This is a genomic window from Pelomonas nitida (genome assembly GCF_043555975.1).
Classification (GTDB): Bacteria; Pseudomonadota; Gammaproteobacteria; order Burkholderiales; family Burkholderiaceae_C; genus Pelomonas; species Pelomonas nitida.
Window position 1 is genome coordinate 14,774 of record NZ_JBIGIA010000022.1, and the last position, 20,394, is coordinate 35,167.

A 20,394-nucleotide genomic window follows, 5' to 3' on the forward strand; every position below is an offset into this window, starting at 1 on the left:
TCGTCAGTCCAGGGCGATGCGCAGCGCGGCCGTGGCCGCCCAGGGCGCGAACAGCAGCGTGACGATGAGCAGCGCCCCCAGCAGCGACAGCTGCGGGCCGGCGCCCAGCCCGGCGGCGCTGGCCTCGACGGCGCCGCTGCCGAACACCAGCGTGGGCACGAAGAGCGGCAGCATCAGCAGCGCCAGCAGCGCGCCGCCGCCGCGCACGCCCAGCGTCAGCGCGGCGCCGATGGCGCCCACCAGGCTGAGCACCGGCGTGCCCAGCAGCAGCGCGAGCACCAGCACGAGCAGCACCTCGCCCGACAGGTTGAACTGCAGGCCCAGCAGCGGCGCCAGCAGCACCAGCGGCAGGCCGCATAGCAGCCAGTGCGCCAGCACCTTGCCCGCCACCAGCAGCAGCTGCGACTGCGGCGACAGCATCAGCTGCTCCAGCGTGCCGTCGGCGTGGTCGGCGGCGAACAGGCGCGGCAGGCCCAGCAGCGTGGCCAGCAGTGCGGCCACCCAGATCACGCCCGGCGCGACGCGCTGCAGCAGCGCCATCTCCGGCCCGATGCCCAGCGGGAACAGGCTCACGACGACCACGAAGAAGACCAGCGACGTGGCCACCTCCGCCGGCCGGCGGGCGGCCAGGCGCAGGTCGCGTCGCAGAGAAACGGCCAGCGCGTTCATAGTGCCACCGTGCCGCCGGGCGGCAGCGGAACGGGTTGGTGGCTGGTGAGCAGTGCCATGCCGCCGTCGGCCAGGTGTTGCGTCAGCCGCTGGCCCAGCCATTCGGCGGCGGGCGCATCGAGGGCGGCGAAGGGCTCGTCCAGCACCCACAGCGTGGCCGGGCGCAGTAGCAGGCGCGACAGCAGCACGCGGCGCTTCTGGCCGGCTGACAGCTGGCGCGTGGGCTGGTGGCCGCAGCGGGCGATGCCCAGCGCCTTGAGCGCGCCCCAGGCCTGCGCGTCGGCCACGGCGTGGCCATCGAGCGCGGCGCTCGTCAGCAGGTTCTCGATGGGCGTGAGTTCGTCCTTCACGGCGGTGTGGTGGCCCAGGTAGCAGAGGGCGCGGCGGTAGTCGTCGTGGCGGCCGCGCACGGGCTGGCCCTGCCAGGTGATGCGGCCTTCGTCGGGCGTGGACAGGCCCACCAGCGTGCGCAGCAGCGTCGTCTTGCCCGCGCCGTTGTCGCCGGTCACGTGCAGCCACTGGCCAGCGGCGAGGCTGAAGCTGAGGCGGCGGAACAACGGGCGTTCACCGCGCGAGCAGGCAAGGTCGGTGACGCAAAGCATGGAGGGCCGGACGGTGCGCCAGTTCGATCGCCAACAAAGGGCGGGCGAGGGGCCGCACACACGCGCAAAGCAGCGAAGTATCGGCGTACGCGCGCCCGCAGGCCACGACCGTAGCAACTGCTCGCCGGTGGCAATCAATCGTTACGGAATCAACTGCGACCGAATGTAAGGTGTTCGCGGTTTGCTCACCATCGATGCCCGTTTTGACCCATTGCCATCGATGATTCCGCCCATTCCTGAGTTTTTGGCGTGGCGGAGACCGCAGATCTCGCAGCGCGTCGGAACCCACCAACGAGTTCCACCGAGCCACTTCGAGACCGCCATGAGCCTCGCTCAAAAGACCGCCAGCAGCCGGCCGGGCTTCATGCCTCGGCCGTGCGACCCCGCGCGTGCGCAGGCCGGGTGGTTCCAGCGCCACGAGGCCATCATGGGCACCGCGATCCAGGTGGAGCTGTGGTGCGAGGACGCCGGGCTGGCCGAGTCGGCCATGGCGGCGGTGATCGCCGAGATGCACCGCATCGACCGCACGATGAGCCCTCACAAGGCGGGCTCGGAGCTGTCGCGCATCAACCGCGAGGCGGCCGACCAGGCCGTGGCCGTCAGCGACGAGATGTTCGAGCTGCTGACGCGCGCCAAGCAGTTCTCGGCGCTGTCGGACGGCGCTTTCGACATCACCTACGCCAGCGCCGGCCATTTGTACGACTACCGCGCCGGCTACCGCCCGAGCGACGCCACGCTGGACGCCGCCTGCGCGCTGATCGGCTGGCGCGGCCTCGAGCTGGAGCCCGTGCGGCGCAGCGTGCGCTTCGCACGCCAGGGCATGCGCATCGACCTGGGCGGCTTCGCCAAGGGCCATGCGGTGGACAACGGGGTGGCCATCCTGCGCCGCCACGGCATTGCGCACGGCATGGTCAGCGCGGGCGGCGACAGCCATGTGCTGGGTGACCGGCGCGGCCGGCCGTGGACGATCGGCGTGCGCGACCCGCGCCGCGCGGGCGAGGTGGTGGCCGTGCTGCCGCTGGAGGACGTGGCGATCTCCACGTCGGGCGACTACGAGCGTTTCTTCGAGCGCGATGGCGTGCGGCATCACCACCTCATCGACCCCAAGACGGGCCGGTCGGCGCGCGGCGTGCGCAGCGTGACCATCCTGGCCGACGACGGGCTGACGAGCGAGGCGCTGTCCAAGTGCGTGTTCGTCATGGGCTGCGAGCAGGGCTTGCGTTTCATCGAGTCGCTGCCCGGCGTGGATGCCGTCGTCGTGGACGCTGAAGGCTGCCTGCACTACTCGTCCGGGTTGCTCAACCACACCAGCGGGGCGGCGCAGTGACGCCCGCGCCGTGCCCGCTGATTTGCATGAAGGAAGCCCGCATGAGGGACGTGACAGGAATGCGACTGCTGGCCGGCGCCGCCGCTTTGCTGAGCCTGGTGCTGACCGGCTGCGACGGTGGTGACAAGAGCGAGGCCAGTGGCGACAAGGACACGCTGACCGTGCAGGGCGACGTGCCCATCGCCTACGTCAAGCGCGCGGTCTCGATCAGCCTCAACCCCACCGACGGCGCCAGCTTCCAGCCCGGGGGCGACCTCATCATTCGCCAGAAGTCGTCGGCGAGCGCGGCGGAGATCAACGTCACGCAGGCCTACACCAAGGGCACGGGCGACGTGTCCGATCCCGAGGCGTCGTACGACGGCAAGAAGATCGTCTTCTCGATGAACTGTCCGGTGGCCAACGACCCGCTGTGCACGGGGCACTGGAACATCTGGGAATACGACATGACCACCGGCGGGCTGTCGGGCGGCACGTTGAAGCGGCTGACCAGCTCGACCACCGGGGACGACGACGTCGACCCGGCCTATCTGCCGGCCGGTGCGGGCTTCGTCTTCGCGTCCAACCGCCAGCGCACGACGGTGGACATGCCCAGCGGCACCGACAGCTACCCCGCGCTCGACGAATACGAGCGCGAGCGCGTGCTCAACCTCTACACGATGGATGCCAAGGGCGGCGCCATCACGCAGATCTCGGTCAATCAGAGCCACGACCGCAACCCGGTGGTGCAGATGGACGGGGACATCATGTTCTCGCGCTGGGATCACGTCGGCAACCGCAATCACTTCAAGATCTTCACGGTGCGCCCCGACGGCACGAACATGTTCGTGCGCTACGGCGCCCACAGCGATGGCAACAGCTTCCTGCATCCGCGCGAGATGGACCCGGCGGGTGCGTACAAGGGCTTCCTGTCGTCGGACCTGATGCCGCTGTCCCGCACGCATGAGGGCGGGGCGCTGGTGTTCGTGGACGCCGCGAACTTCTCCGAGCAGTACACGCCGGCCAATGCCGCCGTGAAGGCCACGTCGGGCCAGAGCTACCCGACCGAGCAGGCGCTGAACTTCGAGCGCGGCGTGTCGCGCTACGGCCGCATCACGACGCCCTACCCGTTGTGGGACGGCAGCAACCGCGTGCTGCTGTCGTTCGCGCCGTGCCAGGTCAACAAGCGCGCCTCGGCAACGGCGGCCTTCGTCGTCACGCCCTGCGCGAACCTGACCGAGGCGGAGCTGGCCACCGTCGGTGACGAGATGAGCCAGACCGCCGAGCAGACGGCGGCGGCGAACATCCGCAACAACGTGCCGCCGGTTTATGCCGTCTACATGTTCGACCCGGCCAAGAAGACGATGCTGATCGTGGCCGCGCCGCCGACGGGCTTCATCTACACCGACCCGATCGCGCTGCAGGCCCGCAAGGAGCCCAACCCCGCCAGCACGGCGAACTCGACGATGCGCGGCGCGCTGGCGACCTCCGGCGCGGGCATCCCGGCGGGCATGGGCTTGCTGTCGGTGCGCAGCGTGTATGACACCGACGGCCTGGGCCGCATGGGCGCTCCGGTGCTGGCCGACGCCGACAAGGCCGACGGCTGCACGACGCCCATCCCGACCATCGCCCCGACCGACCCGGACGACACCCGCGCGCAGGTGGCTGACCTGCAGTCGCTGAAAGACCCGGCCAAGGCGGCCTACTACTGCGGCCCGGCGCGCTTCGTGCGGGTCGTGCGCGCCGTGGCGCCCAAGCAGGCCATGGCCTTGCGCAAGGCCATCGGCGAGACCGACTTCGAGCCGCAGCAGATCCTCGGCTACGCGCCCATCGAGCCCGATGGCTCCTTCCAGGTCTACGTGCCGGCCGACGTGCCGCTGGCCGTGGCCGTGGTGGACGGCGCGGGCCGGGCGTTCCAGACGCACACCAACTGGATCCAGGTCCGCCCCGGCGAGACCCGCACCTGCGACGGCTGCCACAGCCCGCGCCGCGGCGCCGCGTTGAACTCGTCGATCATCAAGGACACGGTGCCGGCCGCGCTGACCACGACGTTCGCACGCAACGCCGGCGAGACCATGGCGCAGACGCGCACCAACAATGTCGCGTCGCTGCTGGTCCCGGCCATGGACATCAGCTACACCGACGTGTGGGCTGACACTGCCAAGACCGGCGGCAAGAAGCGCGCCGACATCTCGCTGAAGTACACCGGCAACACCTTGGCCGACGGCACGGCCGACACGGCCAACGACCTTGGCACGCCGGTGCCGACCAAGGGCGTCATCAACTACCCGGATCACATCCAGCCGCTGTGGTCGCGTGATCGTGGTGCCAACACCTGCACGAAGTGCCACGACGCGTCCGCGAAGCTGGACCTGAGCGGCACGCTCGCCGGCACGGGCCGCATGGTGTCGTACGAAAAGCTGATGCTGGGCGCCCCGAAGATCGATGCGAAGACCGGCCTGCCGGTGACGCGCATCGAAGAGGGCGAGGTGGAGATCGTTCGCCTGGCCGCGCTGGTGGACAACATGGCCAGCGAAGGCGATGCACTGGGCCTGGCGCGCAAGAGCCGGCTGATGGAAATCCTGTCGGGCCAGACGCTGATGGCGGGCGGCGAGGCGCGCACGGTGTACCCGACGCCCACGACGCTGGACCACAGCAAGCTCTTGAACAAGGCCGAGCTGCGCCTGCTGGCGGAGTTCATGGACCTGGGCGGCAAGTACTACAACGACCTCAACGCCGGTGGCGTGAAGGACGTGGCCAAGCTGACGCAGGCCTCGTTCGAGAAGACGGTCTATCCGATCCTGCAGTCCACCTGCGGCGCCAGCTGCCACCAGGCCATCGGCAGCAAGAGCACGCCGGCCGGCACCGCCTTCCGCCAGAACCGCTTCGTGCTGACGGGGTCGCCCGAAGGCGACTTCAACGTCACGCTGTCGATGATCTCCGACGTCTGCACGCCGGGGTCCAGCTATCTGCTGACCCGCCCGTCGACGGTGCCGCACCCGGCCTCGGCGTCGGCCTCCGCGCCGGCCGTGCTGCCGGTGGGCAGCGCCAACTACAACACCATCGCCACCTGGATTTCTGGAGGCTGCTGAAGGTCATGTCGATCGCGCTTCGCATCAGCCCCCGCCGCTTTCGCAGCCTCGCCGGTGTCGGCCTGCTGAGCCTGGCCCTGGCCGGCTGCGGCGGTGGCTCCAACCCGCTGGGCAACCCGTCGGACATCAGCAATCCCGCCGCCGAAGCGGGGCAAAAGCTCTCGTTTGCCTTCTATCAGAAGTGCATCAACCCGATCTTCCTGGAGCAGCTGCCCATCGAAGGCACGTCGGTGACGAACACCTGCGCGGCGGGCGGCTGCCATGACGTGAACACCGGCAGCGGCGGTGCGTTCCGCATCAACCAGTCGGCGACCGGGCTGACGCTGGGCACCTCGCCCGACGCGGCCGCCATCCGCCTGAGCGACATGTACAAGAACTTCAAGTCGACGCAGGGCCAGGTCGTGTTTGCCGACCCGTCGGCCAGCCGGCTCATCAACAAGCCGCTGGTGCGCGGCGTGTTGCATGGCGGCGGCCGCATCTTCCTCGACGAGAACGACCCCAACGCCAAGTTGCTGCTGTACTGGATGTCGCACCCGGCGGCCCAGGGGCAGGACGAGTTCACCGCGCCGGAGCCCGCGTCATGCGCCGTCTGAGCACGTCCCCGGCGGCCCTGGCGAGCGGCATCCGATGAACGCGCCGATGCCTGGGCAGCCGCTGTGCGGCGGTGCGATGGTGTCGCGCCTGCTGCGCGTGGGCCTGACGGCCAGTCTGGCCGGGCTGGCGCTGGTCGTGATGGCGCCCGCCCGCGCGGCCGACGAGCCGGCGGAGCAGGTGCAGGTGGCCGACCCCTACCTGGAGCTGCACACGGCCCCGGGGCGCGGCTACCCGGTCTTCCACGTGGCGGGCCGCGGCGAGGCGGTGGAGATCCTGTTGCGCCACACCGACTGGTTCAAGGTGCGGCTGGCCAACGGGAAAGAGGGCTGGGTCGAGCGCGTGCAGCTCGAGACGACGCTCACGCAGTCGGGCAGCCGCAAGACCTTCCGCGACGTGCTGCTCGACGACTACCTGCACCGTCGCGTCGAGATGGGCATGGCCTGGGGGCGCTTCAAGAACGAACCCATGCTCAAGCTCTGGACGGGCTACCGGCTCAGCGACACCTTGTCGGCCGAGGCGACCGTGGGGCAGGTGCAGGGCGTGTTCGCCGGCACGGACTTCTGGCATGTGGGCATCAACGCCGAGCCCTGGTCCGACAAGCGGCTGTCGCCCTTCTTCGGCGTCGGGCTGGGCAAGTTCAAGAACATCCCGAACACCAGCCTCGTGAGCGCGTTCACGACGAACGCCAACCTGGCCCATGCCATGGCCGGCCTGCGCTGGCACCTGAGCGACCGCTTCGTGCTGCGGGCCGACTACAGCATCTACACCGCCTACGTGGCCGACACGCGCTCCAGCGAGTACCGCGCGCTCACGGCCGGCATCCTGTTCTTCTTCTGAGGCATCACGGCACCATGCAGATCCGTTCTTCCCTTCAAGCCCTGCTGGTGGCCGCGCTGGCGGGAGCCAGCTTCGCGGCCCAGGCCGCCGATGCCGCGCAGGACGCGAAGACCGAGCCGAAGACGGCCGGCGAGCAGGTCATCGTGCCGGAGGTGGAGCGCCGCGACGTGAAGGTGCCGCGCATCCCGTCCAACGACTTCATCGTGGGCGTGTTCGCCGGCACCTATGCCACGCAGAACTTCGGCTCCAGCGCGGTGGGTGGCATCCGCCTGGGCTATCACATCACCGAGGACTTCTTCGTCGAGGGGAACTACGCGCAGACCAAGGTCAGCGACGAGACCTTCCGCCAGATCCTGCCGGGCGGCATCTTCGTCAGCGAGCGCCAGAAGCTGACCTACTACAACGTGCTGGCGGGCTGGAACCTGCTGCCGGGCGAGGTCTTCTTCGGCCGCAACACGGCCAAGGCCTCGGCGCTGTACCTGGTGGCGGGCGTGGGCAGCACGCGCTTCGTCGACCAGAAGCGCCAGACCATCAGCTTCGGGCTGGGTACGCGCGTGTTCCTGGCCGACTGGGCGTCGGTGCAGGTCGACTTGCGTGACCACCGCTATTCGCTGGATCTGCTGGGCAAGCGCCAGAGCACCAACAACCTCGAGTTCACGCTGGGCGGCACCTTCTTCTTCTGAACCCGGCGCCCGGCGCCTGCTCACCTCGCAGACCTGTTCATGACCCCGACCTTTCCTCACTCCGTGCGCCGCCTGCTGACCGGCGTGCTGCTGGCCACGCTGGCCGGCGTGTGCGCCGCCGCGCCCGCCGCCACGGCCCCCGACTTCACGCTGCGCACCACCGACGGCAAGAACCTTCGCCTGGCCGAACAGCGCGGTCGCGTGGTGCTGGTGAACTTCTGGGCCACCTGGTGCGCACCGTGCCGCCAGGAGATGCCGCTGCTGAACCAGCTCTACCAGAAGTACCAGGGCTCGGGCTTCACGCTGCTGGGCGTCAACGTCGACGAAGACAGCCGCAACGCGATCAACGTCGCGACCAAGCTGGGCGTGAGCTTCCCGGTGCTGCTGGACGCCGACAAGGCGGTCAGCAAGCGCTACGACCTGAGCAGCATGCCGTCGACGCTGCTGATCGACCGCGACGGCAAGGTGCGCTACGTGCATCGCGGCTACCAGGCCGGCTTTGAAGCGCTGTACGAACAGCAGATCCGCGAACTGCTGAAGGAGTGAGGACCACCATGCCTACCCGCCCAATCGCTCGCACCGGCGTCCTGCTGGGCATGGCCCTGCTGCTTGGAGGCTGTGCGTCCATCCATTCGCTGGAACCCTGGGTCAAGCCTTACGAGCGTGAGCGGCTGGCCGATCCCATCATGCTGGCCTCGCGCAACCCGCTGTCGGCCAAGCATTTCGAGCATGTGTACGAGGTGCGCGAGGGCGCCCGCAGTGCCAACGGCGTGCAAGGAGGCGGCTGTGGCTGCAACTGAGGTCTGGCGTTCCGCCACCGCGCACGCGCGCCGCGTGCTGGCCCTGCTGCGCCGCCGCCGCCTGGCGCCGCCGGCCCATGTCGTGGCGCTGCTCGGCACGGCGCTCGCGGGCACCGAGGCGCATGCCGTCACGCTGCCCGAGGACCAGGCCGAGGCCATGGTCCACATCTACGACGCCGACGGCCTGCGCGCCACCGGCCCGGCGGTGCTGGTGCGCAAGAAGCTCGGCTCGGCCGTGTCGCTGCACGGCACCTACTACGTCGACCAGGTCAGCAGCGCGTCCATCGACGTCGTCACGACGGCCAGCCCGTTCAAGGAGACGCGCAAGGAGTACACCGTCGGCGGCGACTACCTGGTGCGCGACAGCATCGTCTCGGTGTCGGCGACGCAAAGCAGCGAGTCCGACTACAAGGCCCGGACCGTCAACGCGGACGTGTCGCAGGACATGTTCGGCGGCATGACGACGGTGTCGCTGGGCTACTCGCGCGGCACCGACGACGTGGGCCGCAAGGATGTCGGCTTCTTCGACCATGCCCGCCACTGGCGCTACCGCCTCGGTGTCACGCAGATCCTCTCGCCGACCTGGCTGATGACGCTGAACGGCGAGGTGGTGTCCGACGACGGCTACCTCGGCAACCCCTACCGTTCGGCGCGCGTGGGCGGCGCCTTCGTGCCGGAGAACGACCCGCGCACGCGCTCCAGCCGCGCGCTGCGTGTGGGCACCACCGCAACGCTCGCCCCGGGCAGCGCGGTGCACGGCGCCTACCGCTATTTCTGGGACAACTGGGCCATCCGCGCGCACACGCTGGAGGGCGGCTACAGCCGCTACTTCGGCGACAAGATCCTGGCCGACTGGACGGTGCGGCTGCATTCGCAGAGCAAGGCGCTGTTCTACAGCGACAACGCGCTCGTCGACACGGTCTATCTGTCGCGCAACCGCCAGCTCAGCACGTTCAAGAACCTGGGCCTGGGCGCCAAGCTGACGTACGCGACCGGCAAGGTCGGCGACTACGACGTGAAGCTCAGCGCTGCCTATGAGCTGCTGCATTTCAAGTACAGCGACTTCACCGACATCCGCACGGGCAGGGCGTACGCGCTGAACGCCCACATCCTGCAGCTGTTCGCATCGGCCACATTCTGAGGAGAAGGCGATTGAACGCCCACGCCCTGTTCGCTCCCTGCCTGCGGTTCCTGACCGCCTGCGTCGTCGTGTGCTCGGCCCTGGCGCCGGCCCGGGCGGCTGAAGCCGTGGCGGCGTCTGCCGCCGCCGAGCCGGCCGTCGCGGCTTCCGCCCCCGACACAGCGGCCTCTGCGCCCGCCGAATCCCAGCGGCTCGACGAGCGCATCCAGGCGGTCAAGGGCGATGTGATCCGCCTGAACCGTGACCTGCTGGTGCTGGAGGAGGAGCTGCTGTTCCCGGCCAACACGCAGGTGGCCGTGTTCGTGTCCATGGACGTGGGCAAGCTGTTCGAGCTCGACTCGCTGCAGGTGAAGCTGGATGACAAGCTCGTCGCCAGCTACCTCTACTCGCCACTGGAAGTGCAGGCGCTGCACCGGGGTGGCATGCAGCGCGTGTATCTCGGCAACCTGAAGTCGGGCACGCACGAGGTGGTGGCGTTCTTCACCGGCAAGGGGCCGCATTTCCGCGACTACAAGCGCGGCGCGACGGTGAAGTTCGACAAGGGCACCGAGCCCAAGTACATCGAGCTGCGCATCAAGGACTCCACGGGCAAGTTGCAGCCGGAGTTCGACGTCAAGGTCTGGCAGTAACGGCCCGCGTGCGCATGCTCCCGAGCCGTTCTTCCGATCGCACCGCGCGCCGCTGGCGGCGGGCGGCTGCCGTGGCGATGCTGGCCTGCGCACTGGGCGTGGCGCAGGCGGCCGATGCGCCAGTGTCTGCGGCTTCAGCGGCCAGGCCGGTGCAGGACCCGCACTACGGCGACACGCTGTTCCAGTTCTATCAGGACCACTACTTCACGGCCCTCACCGGCCTGATGGCGTCGCAGCAATTCGAGCGCGTCGGCCACCATGCCGACGACGCCGAGCTGCTGCGCGGCGGGCTGCTGCTGTCCTACGGCCTGCATCGCGAGGCCGGCGGGGTGTTCGAGCGCCTGCTCGACAAGAGCGCCGCGCCGGCCGTGCGTGACCGGGCCTGGTTTTTCCTGGCCAAGATCCGCTATCAGCGCGGCGTGATGCCCGGGGCGCTGGAGGCGCTGGGCCACATCGGCGGCCAGCTGCCGCCGGAGCTGGACGAAGAGCGGCTGCTGCTGCAGGCCAACGTGATGATGGCGAGCCAGGACTACGCCGGGGCGGCGCGGCTGCTCGGCGGCGCGGCCCAGCGCCCCGGCGCGGGGCTGTACGCCCGCTATAACCTGGGCGTGGCGCTGGTCAAGGGCGGTGACGCCACCACCGGCCTCGGCTGGCTCGACGGCGTGGGGCAGGCCGTGTCGCCGCCCATGCCGCCCACCGAGGAGTTCCGCAGCCTGCGTGACCAGGCCAACCTGGCGCTGGGCTTTGCCGCATTGCAGGGCGACAAGCCGGAGGCTGCGGCCACCTATCTGCAGCGCGTGCGGCTCGACGGTCTGCAGGCCGGCAAGGCATTGCTGGGTTATGGCTGGGCGCTGGCCGCCGCCAACAAGCACAGCGAGGCGCTGGTGCCGTGGAACGAGCTGCTGCGCCGCGACGCCCACGACGCAGCCACGCTGGAGGCGCGTCTGGCCGTGCCGTTCTCGTACGCCGAGCTGGGTGCCTTCGGCCAGGCGCTGGCGCGCTACAACGAGGCCATCACGGTCTTCGACCAGGAAGACGCGGCGCTGGACGATTCCATCCGCGCCATCCGCGCGGGCAAGCTCATCGACGGCCTGCTCGCCGCCAACCCCGGCGTCGAGATGGGCTGGTTCTCGGGCATCCGGCAGCTGCCCGACATGCCGCATGCCGGCCACCTGACCGACGTACTGGCCCAGCACGAGTTCCAGGAGGCCTTCAAGAACCTGCGCGACCTGCGCTTCCTGGCCGACAACCTGCAGGGTTGGCAGGACAAGCTCTCGGTCTTCGACGACATGCTGGCCAACCGCCGGCAAGCCTATGCCGCGCGGCTGCCCCAGGTGCTCGCGCAGGCCGGCACCAGCGGGCTGGGCGCGCTGGCGCAGCGGCGTGACGGCGTTGCAGCGGCGCTGCAGCGTGTCGAAGAAGAGGTGGATACCGCCGCGCTCGCCACCAGCGCGCAGCAGGCATTGATCGAGCGCGTGAAACGCGTCAACGACGGCCTCGCGGCGGCGGGCGCCGATCCCGCGCTGGACGGTGCGCGCGAGCGCGCCCGCATGGCCTCGGGTCGCCTGACCTGGGAGCTGGCGCAGGACCACGTGGCACGCCTGTGGGCCGCACAGAAGGACTTGCGTGTCATCGACCGCGAGCTGGGCGAAGCCCGCCAGCACGACGTCGCGTTGACGCGTGCGCAGGTCGAGGAGCCGGCGCGGTTCGACGCCTTCGCCCTGCGCACCGCCGAGCTGGCGGCCCGCATCGCGGCGCTGATGCCGCGCGTGACCGAGCTGGCCCGCCAGCAGCAGCAGGCCGCGCAAGACATCGCGGTGGCGCAACTCGTTCGCCAGAAGGAGCGCCTGGCTCTCTACAGCACGCAGGCGCGCTTTGCCGTGGCGCAACTGCATGACCGGGCCAGCGTGTCCAGGGAGGCCGACCGTGCGCCCAAGCCCTAGTCTCATCCTGATGCTGCTGTGCGGCCTGGCCGGTTGCGCCAGCCGCCGCCCGGCCGTGCCGGAGACGCCCACGCTCAAGACGCTCGCCGGCCGCAGCGTGACGGTCGAGCAGGACCGGGGCGTGCCGCCCAGCGAGGACCAGACCATTGCGGCCTACCGCAAGTTCCTGGAAGTCGCGCCGCGCGCACCGCAGCGCGCGGAGGCCATGCGCCGCCTGGGCGACCTGGAGATGGACAGCGCCGACAACCGCTCGGCGGCCGGCGCGGCCGCCGCCAACCCCGATTACGCAGCCGCCCTGGTGCGCTACCAGGACTACCTGAAGGCCTACCCCAAGGACCCGGGCAACGACCGCGTGCTCTACCAGATGGCCCGCGCCTACGAGCAGGCCGGTCAGCTGGAAGTGGCGATGGCGACGCTGGACCGGCTGGTGGCCGAATTCCCGAAGACGGCCTACCGCGACGAAGCGCAGTTCCGTCGCGGCGAGATGCTGTTCGCGATGCGCGACTACGCCCGCGCCGAGCAGGCCTACGGTACGCTGCTGGCCGGCCGCGGCGCCAACCCCTTCCAGGAGCGCGCCACCTACATGCAGGGCTGGTCGCGCTTCAAGCAGGCCAAGCTGGAGGAGTCGCTGCAATCCTTCTTCGGCGTGCTGGACCTGAAGGCCGACGTGCTCAGCCAGCCCGGTGAGCTGCAAAGCCTGCCCGGCCTGACCCGTGCCGACCGCGAGCTGCTGGAGGACACCTTCCGCGTCACCAGCCTCAGCCTGGCCAACCTGCAGGGCGCTGACGCCATCCAGGGCTACGTCAATTCGCCGCAGCGGCGCAGCTACGAGTTCCGCGTCTACGAGCAGCTCGGCGAGCTCTACCTGAAGCAGGAGCGGCTGAAGGACGCGGCCGACACCTTCGGCGCGTTCGCGCGGCACGACCCGCTGAACGCGCAGGCGCCGCTGCTGCAGGCGCGGGTCATCGACATCTACCAGGGCAACGGCTTCGTCAACCAGGCGCTGGCGGCGAAGAAGGACTATGTCTCGCGCTACGGCGTGGGCAGCGAGTTCCGCCAGGCCAACCCCGAGGGCTGGGAAAAGGCGCAGCCGCTGGTCAAGACCCACCTGACCGAGCTGGCGCGCCATCACCATGCACTGGCGCAGAAGAGCAAGGCCTCGGCCGACTACCAGGAAGCGGTGCGCTGGTATCGCCAGTACCTGACGTCATTCCCGAACGCACCCGAGGCGGCGCAGAACAACTTCTTGCTGGCCGAGCTGCTGTACGAAGACAAGCGCTACGCCGAGGCGCTGCCCGAGTATGAGAAGACGGCCTACCAATACCCGGCGCACGCCAAGAGCGCCGACGCCGGCTACACGGCGCTGCTGAGTTACGCGGCGCTGGAGAAGGGCGCGGCGGCCGCCGATCAGCCGGCGCTGCAGAAGGCCGCGGCCGCCAGTGCGGCACGCTTTGCCGACGCCTTCCCGGGCGACCCGCGCACCGGCGCCGTGCTGACACGTGCGGCCGAGCAGTGGTATGCACTGGGCGACGGCGAGCAGGCCGCAAAGACGGCCGGCCGCGTGCTGGCGCTGCAGCCGCCTGCCGCCGCAGCCCAACGCCGCGTTGCGTGGACCGTGGTCGCGCACACCGCGTTCGAGCGGGGCGAGTTCGCGCAGGCCGAGAAAGCCTATGGCGAGGTGCTGGCGCTGACGCCTGCCAACGAGGCCGGCCGCCGCGAGCTGGCCGAGCGCCTGGCCGCGTCGGTCTACCGCCAGGGCGAGCAGGCGCGTGCGGGTGGCCAGGCGCGTGAAGCCGTGGCGCACTTCATGCGCATCGGCGCCTTGTCGCCAGACTCCGCCGTTCGCGCCACGGCGCAGTACGACGCCGCCGCCGCGCTGATCGGCCTCCAGGACTGGGACGCCGCCGCCAGCACGCTGGAAGATTTCCGCAGCCGCTATCCGCGCCATAACCTTCAGGCTGACGTGACGAGCAAGCTCGCCTTCGTCTACACGGAGAAGGGCAGCTGGGCCCAGGCGGCCGGCGAGTACGAGCGCCTGGCGGCCGCGCAGCCCGACGCCAAGCAGGCACGCGCCGCGCTGTGGCAGGCCGTGCAGCTGCGCGAGAAGGCCGCTGGCAAGACGCCGGACGCCATGGCGCCCGCCGCCCGCACGGCGCTGGCCCAGGCCTACGAGCGCTACGTGAATCAGTTCCCGCAGCCGCTGGAGACGGCGGTGGAGGCACGCTACCGGCTGGCGATGCTGGCCCGCGCCGACGGCAGCGCGGCCCGCGAGCTGGCCCTCATGCGCGACATCTACCAGGCCGACCAGGCCGGTGGCGCCGCACGCACGCCGCGCACACAGTTCCTCGGGGCGACCGCCGCGCTGGCGCTGGCGCAGCCTACCGTCGACGCCTACCGCAAGATCGCGCTCGTCGAGCCGCTGGCCAAGCAGCTCAAGGCCAAGAAGGCCAAGATGGAAGAGGCGCTGAAGGCCTACGCGGTGGCGGCCGACTACGGTGTGGCCGACGTCGTGACGGCCGCGTCCTACCAGACGGCCGCGCTCTACCAGGACTTCGGCAAGGCGCTGCTGGACTCGCAGCGGCCCAAGAAGCTGTCGAGGCTGGAGCTGGAGCAATACAACGTGATGCTGGAGGAGCAGGCCTACCCCTTCGAGGAGCAGGCGACGGAGCTGCACGAGGCCAACGCCCGCCGCACGACGCAGGGCATCTACGACGAGTGGGTCAAGAAGAGCTTTGCCGCGCTGCGCGAACTGCGCCCGGTGCGCTACGGCAAGGTGGAACGCAGCCAAGGAGGGGTCGATGCGATCCGCTGAGCATCGGGCCGGCGCCCATCGTGTGCACCTGCGTGTGGCGGCGCTGTTGGCCGCCCTCGCGCTGGGCGGCTGCGCCAGCCTGCCGAGTTTCTTGAGCGACACCCGCGTTGCCGCTGCACCGGCCGCCGCGGCGGCTGCATCGGCGCCGCAGGCGGCGGGTGCCGGTGAGGCCGAGCCGCAGGTCGTCGTCACGCCGGCAGCGCAGCGCGCCTTCGACGAGGCGCGTCGCCTGATGCGCGCCGGCCGCCTGGACGACGCCGAGCGCGTGCTGCTGGCGTTGACCAAGTCCGACCCCGACCTCGGCGGGCCGCATGCCAATCTCGGCGTCATCTACCGCGATCGCGGCAACCGCCTGGCGCCGGCGATCGCCGAGCTGGAGACGGCGGTCCGGCTCAGCCGCCGCCAACCCCTGTTTCACAACGAGCTGGGCGTGGCCTACCGCCAGGCCGGCCAGTTTGACAAGGCGCGCCAGGCCTACGAGCAAGCCCTGGCACTCGACCCGAACTGCGCGCCGGCCGTGCTGAACCTCGGCATCTTGCAGGACATGTACCTCGGCGACGGCGCGCGCGCGCTGGCGCTGTACGAGCGCTACCTGGCGCTGACGCCGCAAGGTGACGCCGCCGTCACCAAGTGGGTCGCCGACCTGAAGAACCGCAAGCCGGCAGCCGCTGCCGCCGCGAAGAAGGAGACCCCATGAGGTGTTGGCCCCCGCTCGTCATGACGGCCCTGGTGCTGCTCGCCGCCAGCGCCCGTGCGCAAGACCGCGCCGAGATCGACCAGACCAAGATCATCGGCAACCGCGAACTGCCCAAGGTGCTCTACATCGTGCCGTGGAAGAAGCCGCTGCCTGGCCAGCTGTCCGGCCGGCCGGCCGCCAGCGTGCTCGATGAAACGCTGGCACCGGTGGACCGCGACGTTTTCCGCCGCCAGGTGCAGTACCACGCACAGGCCGGCACCGCGCCGGCCGCACCGGCTGCTGCCGCCCCCGCCATCCCGCCAGCCCGCCCCTAACTTTCGTATCCGTCTTTTTCAGGAGAAGCCCATGAGCGTCGTCGATTTCGCCGTCAAATTCTTTCAGGACAGCGGCGTCGCTATCTATTTCAGCATCGCCATCATGGCGGTGGGCCTGGCGATCGCGATCGAGCGCTTCATCTTCCTGCGCCAGGCGCGGGCCGACAACCGCAAGCTGTGGGCCAAGATGCTGCCGGTGCTGCAGAGTGGGCGGTTCAAGGAGGTGCACAACATCGCCACCAGCTCCGAGGCGGCCATCGGCAAGATCGTCGTCAACGGCCTGGAGCGCATGCAGAGCCCGGGCCGCCGCGAAGACTTCGATGCGGCGATGGAGGAGGGCATGATGGAGATCGTGCCGCGCCTGGAGAAGCGCACGCACTACATCGCCACGCTCGCCAACGTGATCACGCTGGTCGGCCTGCTGGGCACCATCATCGGCCTGATCAAGGGCTTCACCGCCGTGGCCGCCGTCAATCCGGCCGAGAAGGCCGAGCTGCTGTCGGCGTCGATCTCCATCGCGATGAACAACACCGCCTTCGCGCTGTCGGTGGCCATTCCGTTCCTGCTCATCCACGCCTTCCTGCAGGCGCGCACCAGCGAGATCGTCGACGGCCTGGAAGCCGCCAAGATCAGCTTCCTGAACGTGACGGGCCGCATCCGCGCCGAGCAGCAAGCCGCGTCGGGCCGCTGAAGTGGCCATGCCGAACCACCCAGTTCAGGAGGCTTGATCATGCCGGTTCGCCGTCCGCGCAAGCACGTGGTCCATCTGGAAGTCACGGCGTTCATCAACGTCATTGTGGTGCTGGTGCCCTTCCTGCTGTCCACGGCGGTGTTCTCGCACCTGGCGGTGCTGGACCTGTCGTTGCCGGCCAAGAGTTCGGGGCCCGAGCAGATCGATGCCGACAACCTGCTCAAGCTCGAGATCGTCATGCGCCCCGACGCGCTGGAGGTGGGCGACCGCATCGGCGGCCTCATCCAGCGCATCCCGTCCACGCCGCAGGGCTATGACCTCGCCACGTTGTCCACGCTGATGCAGACCATCAAGGCCAAGCACCCGGCCACACGGTCGGCCAGCGTGCTGGCCCAGCCCGACACCGCCTACGACAACCTCGTGCAGGTCATGGACGCGGTGCGCCAGGCCCGGCCGCCCGGTGCCACCGGCAAGACGCCCGACATCGAGCTGTTCCCGGACATCTCGATCGGGGACGCGCCCACCAGCGCACGCAAGAACTAGCAAAGGCCGCGCATGAAACTGACGCCTGTCCAGAAGCGTGCCGCCCGCCTCGCGCGCAACAACTCGGGGCTCGACATGAATCTGGTCGCCCTGATCGACATCTTCACCATCCTGATCTTCTTCCTGATGTCCAGCACGGGCATCGAGACGCTGACCAATGCGCGTGCCGTGAAGCTGCCGATGTCGGTGGCCGAGAAGACGCCGCGCCAGACCATCGTCGTCTCGGTCAGCGACACGGAGATCGTCGTCGAGGGCCGCAAGGTCGCCGACGTGGCCGACGCGCTGAAGCTGCAGGACGACCTGATCCCGGCACTGAAGGCCGAGCTGGACCTGTTGGCCGCACGCCCCGTGCTGGGTGCCGACAAGGACGGGACCAGCAAGGCGGTGACCATCCTGGGTGACAAGCACATCCCCTACAGCCTGCTGCGCAAGGTGATGTACACCGGCGCTCGCGCCGGCTTCGTCGAGATCGCCTTCGCCGTGCAAAGGAAGACCTGACCATGTCCGCGCTCGCGATTACGTTCCGCCCGGACGTGCTGGCCTGGGCCGACGTGCCGGAAGACGATGCCCGCTATCGTCGCATCCTGCACACGGTGCTGGCAGCGGTGGCGGTCGTGTGCCTGGTGCTGCTGTTCATGCCCAAGCCCGTCGTCGACCGCGCCAAGCCGCCCGAGCTGCCGGCGCGCCTGGCCAAGCTTATGGTGGAGAAGGTGGAGAAGGAGCAACTGCCGCCGCCCGTCAAGCCCAAGCCGGAGGCGCCGACCCGCGACGAGCCCGAGAAGGCGCAGGAGCCGGCAGCCCGGCCACTGCCCAAGGCGCCGCCGCTGCAGGGCGCACCCGTGCCGGAGGCTCGCAATCCGTTGCCCGACCGCGCGCCGGGCGAGGTCGCGGCCGCGCGCCGCAAGGCGGCCGGCGTGGGTCTGCTGGCGATGAAGGACGAGATCGGTGCGCTGCATGCGGCGCCGGCCGCCGTGCAGCTCCGGCAGGACATCAAGCAGGGGCCTGGCGTGGGCGCCGGTGTCGGCCCCGGCGTGGGTGCCGGCAACGAGGCCGGTCTGCCCGACCGCAACATGATCACCTCCAACGCGGCCGGCGGCAGCGGCGGCATCAACACGGCGGCCTACAGCCGCAACACCGGCGGTGGCGGCCTGGCCGGCCGCTCCACGACGCTGGTGGAAGGCGTGGTGGGCGGTGGCGGCGGCGGGGGTGTCGGCGGCGGCGGCCAGGGTGGCAAGGGCAACACCTTGGGCGGCGGCAATGGTGGGGCCGGCGGCTCGCTGCAGCGCGGCGGCAGCGGCAAGGCCTCGCGGTCGCTGGAGGACGTGCGCCTGGTGTTCGAGCGCAACAAGGGTTCGATCTACGCCATCTACAACCGTGCACTGCGGGAGGACCCCGCGCTGCAGGGCAAGGTCGTCGTGGAACTGAAGATCGCGCCGTCGGGCGAGGTGGTGGATTGCCGCATCGTCTCCAGCGAGCTGAAGACGCCCGAGCTGGAGCGCAAGCTGCTTGCACGCATCAAGCAGTTCGACTTCGGCGCCAAGCAGGTGGACCAGATGGTGGTGACCTACCCGCTGGACTTCCTGCCGTCCTGACGCCTCCTGGCGCGCCCGCGTGGCGTTCTCCAGGTGAGCGCCCAAGGCTGCGGTTAACATCCGCCGCGCCTTGGGTGCGCGCCGTTCTCACGAGCGGCGCGTTAAACGGGAAACCGGTGAAGCGGGCAGGTCCATCGATCTGACCGCCATTCCGGTGCAGCCCCCGCTGCTGTAAGCCTGACGATCCTGCAACCAGCCACTGTGCATCGCACGGGAAGGCGCAGGAGAGGAAGACGGCCAGCCAGAATACCGGCCCGATGGCAGATGTCAGCACCATTCCCCGGGGTGAGGGACGTCGCTGTCGGACCCGCACTGCCTGCACGCAGCACCCGGGCTGCCGATGTCGCCGCCATGTCTCCCCTCGATTGGTGTTCAGTTTGAACCATTCGACGGGAGGTATCGAATGCACATCATGGAGGGCTTTCTGCCTTTCAAGCATGCGCTGGCGTGGACGGTGGCGTCCGCGCCGTTTCTGGCTTGGGGCCTGGCTGCGGCCGGCCGTCGGCTGCGTGAGCAGCCCGATCAGCGCATGCTGCTGGGGGTCAGTGCCGCGTTCGCCTTTTTGCTGTCGGCGCTGAAGCTGCCTTCCGTCACCGGCAGCTGCTCGCACCCGACCGGGGTGGGGCTGGGCGCCTTGCTGTTCGGCCCGGCGGCGATGGTGCCGGTGGGCTTCGTGGTGCTGCTGTTCCAGGCGCTGCTGCTGGCCCATGGCGGCCTCACCACGCTGGGCGCCAATGTGTTTTCGATGGCCATCGTCGGGCCGTTCGTGGCCTACGGGGTGTTCCGGCTCGCCTGCGTGCTGGGCCTGGCGCGCAGCCCGGCGGTGTTTTTGGCCGCCTGTCTGGGCGATCTGGCCACCTATGTCACCACCTCGCTGCAACTGGCGCTGGCCTTTCCTGATCCCGTGGGCGGCGTGCTGCTGTCCTTCGAGAAGTTCGCGGGCATCTTCGCGCTGACGCAGTTGCCGCTGGCCATCACGGAAGGCCTGCTGACGGTGTTGGTGGTCAACGCGATGGCGCAATTCAACGCCCGCGAGCTGCAGCACCTGCCGGTGCTCGCGCTGCCACGCAGGGCCATGCCATGAGCAGACGCAAGGCCTGGTTGATGTGGGCCGCCGTGGTGGCGCTGACCACCGTGCCGCTGCTGTGGGTAGGCCAGGGGCCGCTCGATGAGCAGGGCGCCGCCGGCGAACTCTTCGAAGGGGCAGACGCTCGCGCGCAGCAGGCCATCACCCGCATCGCGCCCGACTACAAGCCCTGGTTCAGGCCGGTGCTCGAGCCGTCCAGCGGCGAAATCGCGTCGCTGCTGTTCGCGTTGCAGGCCGCGCTGGGGGCCGGCGTGATCGGCTATTGGTTGGGGGTCTCCAAGACCCGCGCAGCCGCCGCGCGCGGTGATGGCGAGGCGTCGGCGGCCAACACACCGCCCCCGGCCACGCCGCCGCAGCCCTGATCG

General features: G+C 69.7%; 21 protein-coding genes and 1 riboswitch. Of the genes, 19 read left to right on the forward strand and 2 right to left on the reverse strand.

The window, feature by feature from the left end; all coding sequences use genetic code 11:
* Positions 1 to 3: 3 nt before the first annotated feature.
* Both ccmB and ccmA read right to left on the reverse strand, forming a co-directional pair.
* Positions 4 to 669 (reverse strand): heme exporter protein CcmB, encoded by a 666-nt coding sequence (gene ccmB / locus ACG00X_RS21495; RefSeq protein WP_394491390.1) that lies wholly within the window; start codon positions 667 to 669, stop codon positions 4 to 6.
* Positions 666 to 1,226, reverse strand: coding sequence for a cytochrome c biogenesis heme-transporting ATPase CcmA (gene ccmA, locus ACG00X_RS21500; RefSeq protein ID WP_394491392.1), 561 nt, complete (start codon positions 1,224 to 1,226; stop codon positions 666 to 668). The genes ccmB and ccmA overlap by 4 nt, the downstream gene beginning before the upstream one ends.
* Positions 1,227 to 1,593: 367 nt before the next feature.
* Here ccmA and ACG00X_RS21505 point away from each other — a divergent pair, with 367 nt between their 5' ends.
* The 19 genes from ACG00X_RS21505 (at position 1,594) to ACG00X_RS21595 (ending at position 20,391) form a co-directional block, all read left to right on the forward strand.
* The gene (locus ACG00X_RS21505) at positions 1,594 to 2,598 is read left to right on the forward strand and encodes an FAD:protein FMN transferase (protein WP_394491394.1); all 1,005 of its coding nucleotides are present in this window, start codon (positions 1,594 to 1,596) and stop codon (positions 2,596 to 2,598) included.
* A gap of 41 nt (positions 2,599 to 2,639) precedes the next feature.
* Positions 2,640 to 5,666: an HzsA-related protein gene (locus tag ACG00X_RS21510; RefSeq protein ID WP_394491396.1), complete on the forward strand. Its 3,027-nt coding sequence runs from the start codon at positions 2,640 to 2,642 to the stop codon at positions 5,664 to 5,666.
* Between the two features lie 5 nt (positions 5,667 to 5,671).
* Positions 5,672 to 6,259, forward strand: coding sequence for a hypothetical protein (locus ACG00X_RS21515; protein WP_394491398.1), 588 nt, complete (start codon positions 5,672 to 5,674; stop codon positions 6,257 to 6,259).
* A gap of 34 nt (positions 6,260 to 6,293) precedes the next feature.
* Positions 6,294 to 7,097 (forward strand): SH3 domain-containing protein, encoded by an 804-nt coding sequence (locus ACG00X_RS21520; protein WP_394491400.1) that lies wholly within the window; start codon positions 6,294 to 6,296, stop codon positions 7,095 to 7,097.
* A 14-nt stretch (positions 7,098 to 7,111) separates the two neighbouring features.
* The gene (locus tag ACG00X_RS21525; RefSeq protein WP_394491402.1) at positions 7,112 to 7,780 is read left to right on the forward strand and encodes an outer membrane beta-barrel domain-containing protein; all 669 of its coding nucleotides are present in this window, start codon (positions 7,112 to 7,114) and stop codon (positions 7,778 to 7,780) included.
* Between the two features lie 39 nt (positions 7,781 to 7,819).
* Positions 7,820 to 8,326, forward strand: coding sequence for a TlpA disulfide reductase family protein (locus tag ACG00X_RS21530; protein ID WP_394491404.1), 507 nt, complete (start codon positions 7,820 to 7,822; stop codon positions 8,324 to 8,326).
* Positions 8,327 to 8,334: 8 nt separating this feature from the next.
* Positions 8,335 to 8,580 carry a DUF4266 domain-containing protein gene (locus ACG00X_RS21535; RefSeq protein ID WP_394491406.1) on the forward strand — a complete coding sequence of 82 codons (246 nt, stop codon included), beginning with the start codon at positions 8,335 to 8,337 and terminating at the stop codon, positions 8,578 to 8,580.
* The gene (locus tag ACG00X_RS21540) at positions 8,567 to 9,721 is read left to right on the forward strand and encodes a DUF3570 domain-containing protein (RefSeq protein WP_394491408.1); all 1,155 of its coding nucleotides are present in this window, start codon (positions 8,567 to 8,569) and stop codon (positions 9,719 to 9,721) included. Before ACG00X_RS21535 ends, ACG00X_RS21540 begins: the two co-directional genes overlap by 14 nt.
* Positions 9,722 to 9,732: 11 nt before the next feature.
* Positions 9,733 to 10,350, forward strand: coding sequence for an AraC family transcriptional regulator (locus tag ACG00X_RS21545; protein WP_394491410.1), 618 nt, complete (start codon positions 9,733 to 9,735; stop codon positions 10,348 to 10,350).
* A gap of 14 nt (positions 10,351 to 10,364) precedes the next feature.
* A complete protein-coding gene (locus ACG00X_RS21550; RefSeq protein WP_394491412.1) occupies positions 10,365 to 12,293 on the forward strand; it encodes a tetratricopeptide repeat protein in 1,929 nt (642 codons plus the stop codon).
* Positions 12,277 to 15,105: a tetratricopeptide repeat protein gene (locus ACG00X_RS21555; RefSeq protein WP_394491414.1), complete on the forward strand. Its 2,829-nt coding sequence runs from the start codon at positions 12,277 to 12,279 to the stop codon at positions 15,103 to 15,105. The genes ACG00X_RS21550 and ACG00X_RS21555 overlap by 17 nt, the downstream gene beginning before the upstream one ends.
* The gene (locus tag ACG00X_RS21560) at positions 15,092 to 15,802 is read left to right on the forward strand and encodes a tetratricopeptide repeat protein (RefSeq protein ID WP_394491416.1); all 711 of its coding nucleotides are present in this window, start codon (positions 15,092 to 15,094) and stop codon (positions 15,800 to 15,802) included. The genes ACG00X_RS21555 and ACG00X_RS21560 overlap by 14 nt, the downstream gene beginning before the upstream one ends.
* Positions 15,799 to 16,116: a hypothetical protein gene (locus ACG00X_RS21565; RefSeq protein ID WP_394491418.1), complete on the forward strand. Its 318-nt coding sequence runs from the start codon at positions 15,799 to 15,801 to the stop codon at positions 16,114 to 16,116. Before ACG00X_RS21560 ends, ACG00X_RS21565 begins: the two co-directional genes overlap by 4 nt.
* 31 nt (positions 16,117 to 16,147) lie before the next feature.
* Complete coding sequence (locus ACG00X_RS21570; RefSeq protein ID WP_394491420.1) at positions 16,148 to 16,807, forward strand: MotA/TolQ/ExbB proton channel family protein; 660 nt, start codon at positions 16,148 to 16,150, stop codon at positions 16,805 to 16,807.
* Positions 16,808 to 16,846: 39 nt separating this feature from the next.
* A complete protein-coding gene (locus ACG00X_RS21575; protein WP_394491422.1) occupies positions 16,847 to 17,350 on the forward strand; it encodes an ExbD/TolR family protein in 504 nt (167 codons plus the stop codon).
* A gap of 12 nt (positions 17,351 to 17,362) precedes the next feature.
* Positions 17,363 to 17,848: an ExbD/TolR family protein gene (locus tag ACG00X_RS21580; protein WP_394491424.1), complete on the forward strand. Its 486-nt coding sequence runs from the start codon at positions 17,363 to 17,365 to the stop codon at positions 17,846 to 17,848.
* A gap of 2 nt (positions 17,849 to 17,850) precedes the next feature.
* Positions 17,851 to 18,942: a TonB family protein gene (locus ACG00X_RS21585; protein WP_394491426.1), complete on the forward strand. Its 1,092-nt coding sequence runs from the start codon at positions 17,851 to 17,853 to the stop codon at positions 18,940 to 18,942.
* Between the two features lie 55 nt (positions 18,943 to 18,997).
* A riboswitch (cobalamin riboswitch) is annotated at positions 18,998 to 19,214 on the forward strand.
* Positions 19,215 to 19,345: 131 nt separating this feature from the next.
* Positions 19,346 to 20,026 (forward strand): energy-coupling factor ABC transporter permease, encoded by a 681-nt coding sequence (locus tag ACG00X_RS21590; RefSeq protein WP_394491428.1) that lies wholly within the window; start codon positions 19,346 to 19,348, stop codon positions 20,024 to 20,026.
* Positions 20,023 to 20,391, forward strand: coding sequence for an energy-coupling factor ABC transporter substrate-binding protein (locus ACG00X_RS21595; protein WP_394491430.1), 369 nt, complete (start codon positions 20,023 to 20,025; stop codon positions 20,389 to 20,391). The genes ACG00X_RS21590 and ACG00X_RS21595 overlap by 4 nt, the downstream gene beginning before the upstream one ends.
* Positions 20,392 to 20,394 lie beyond the last annotated feature (3 nt).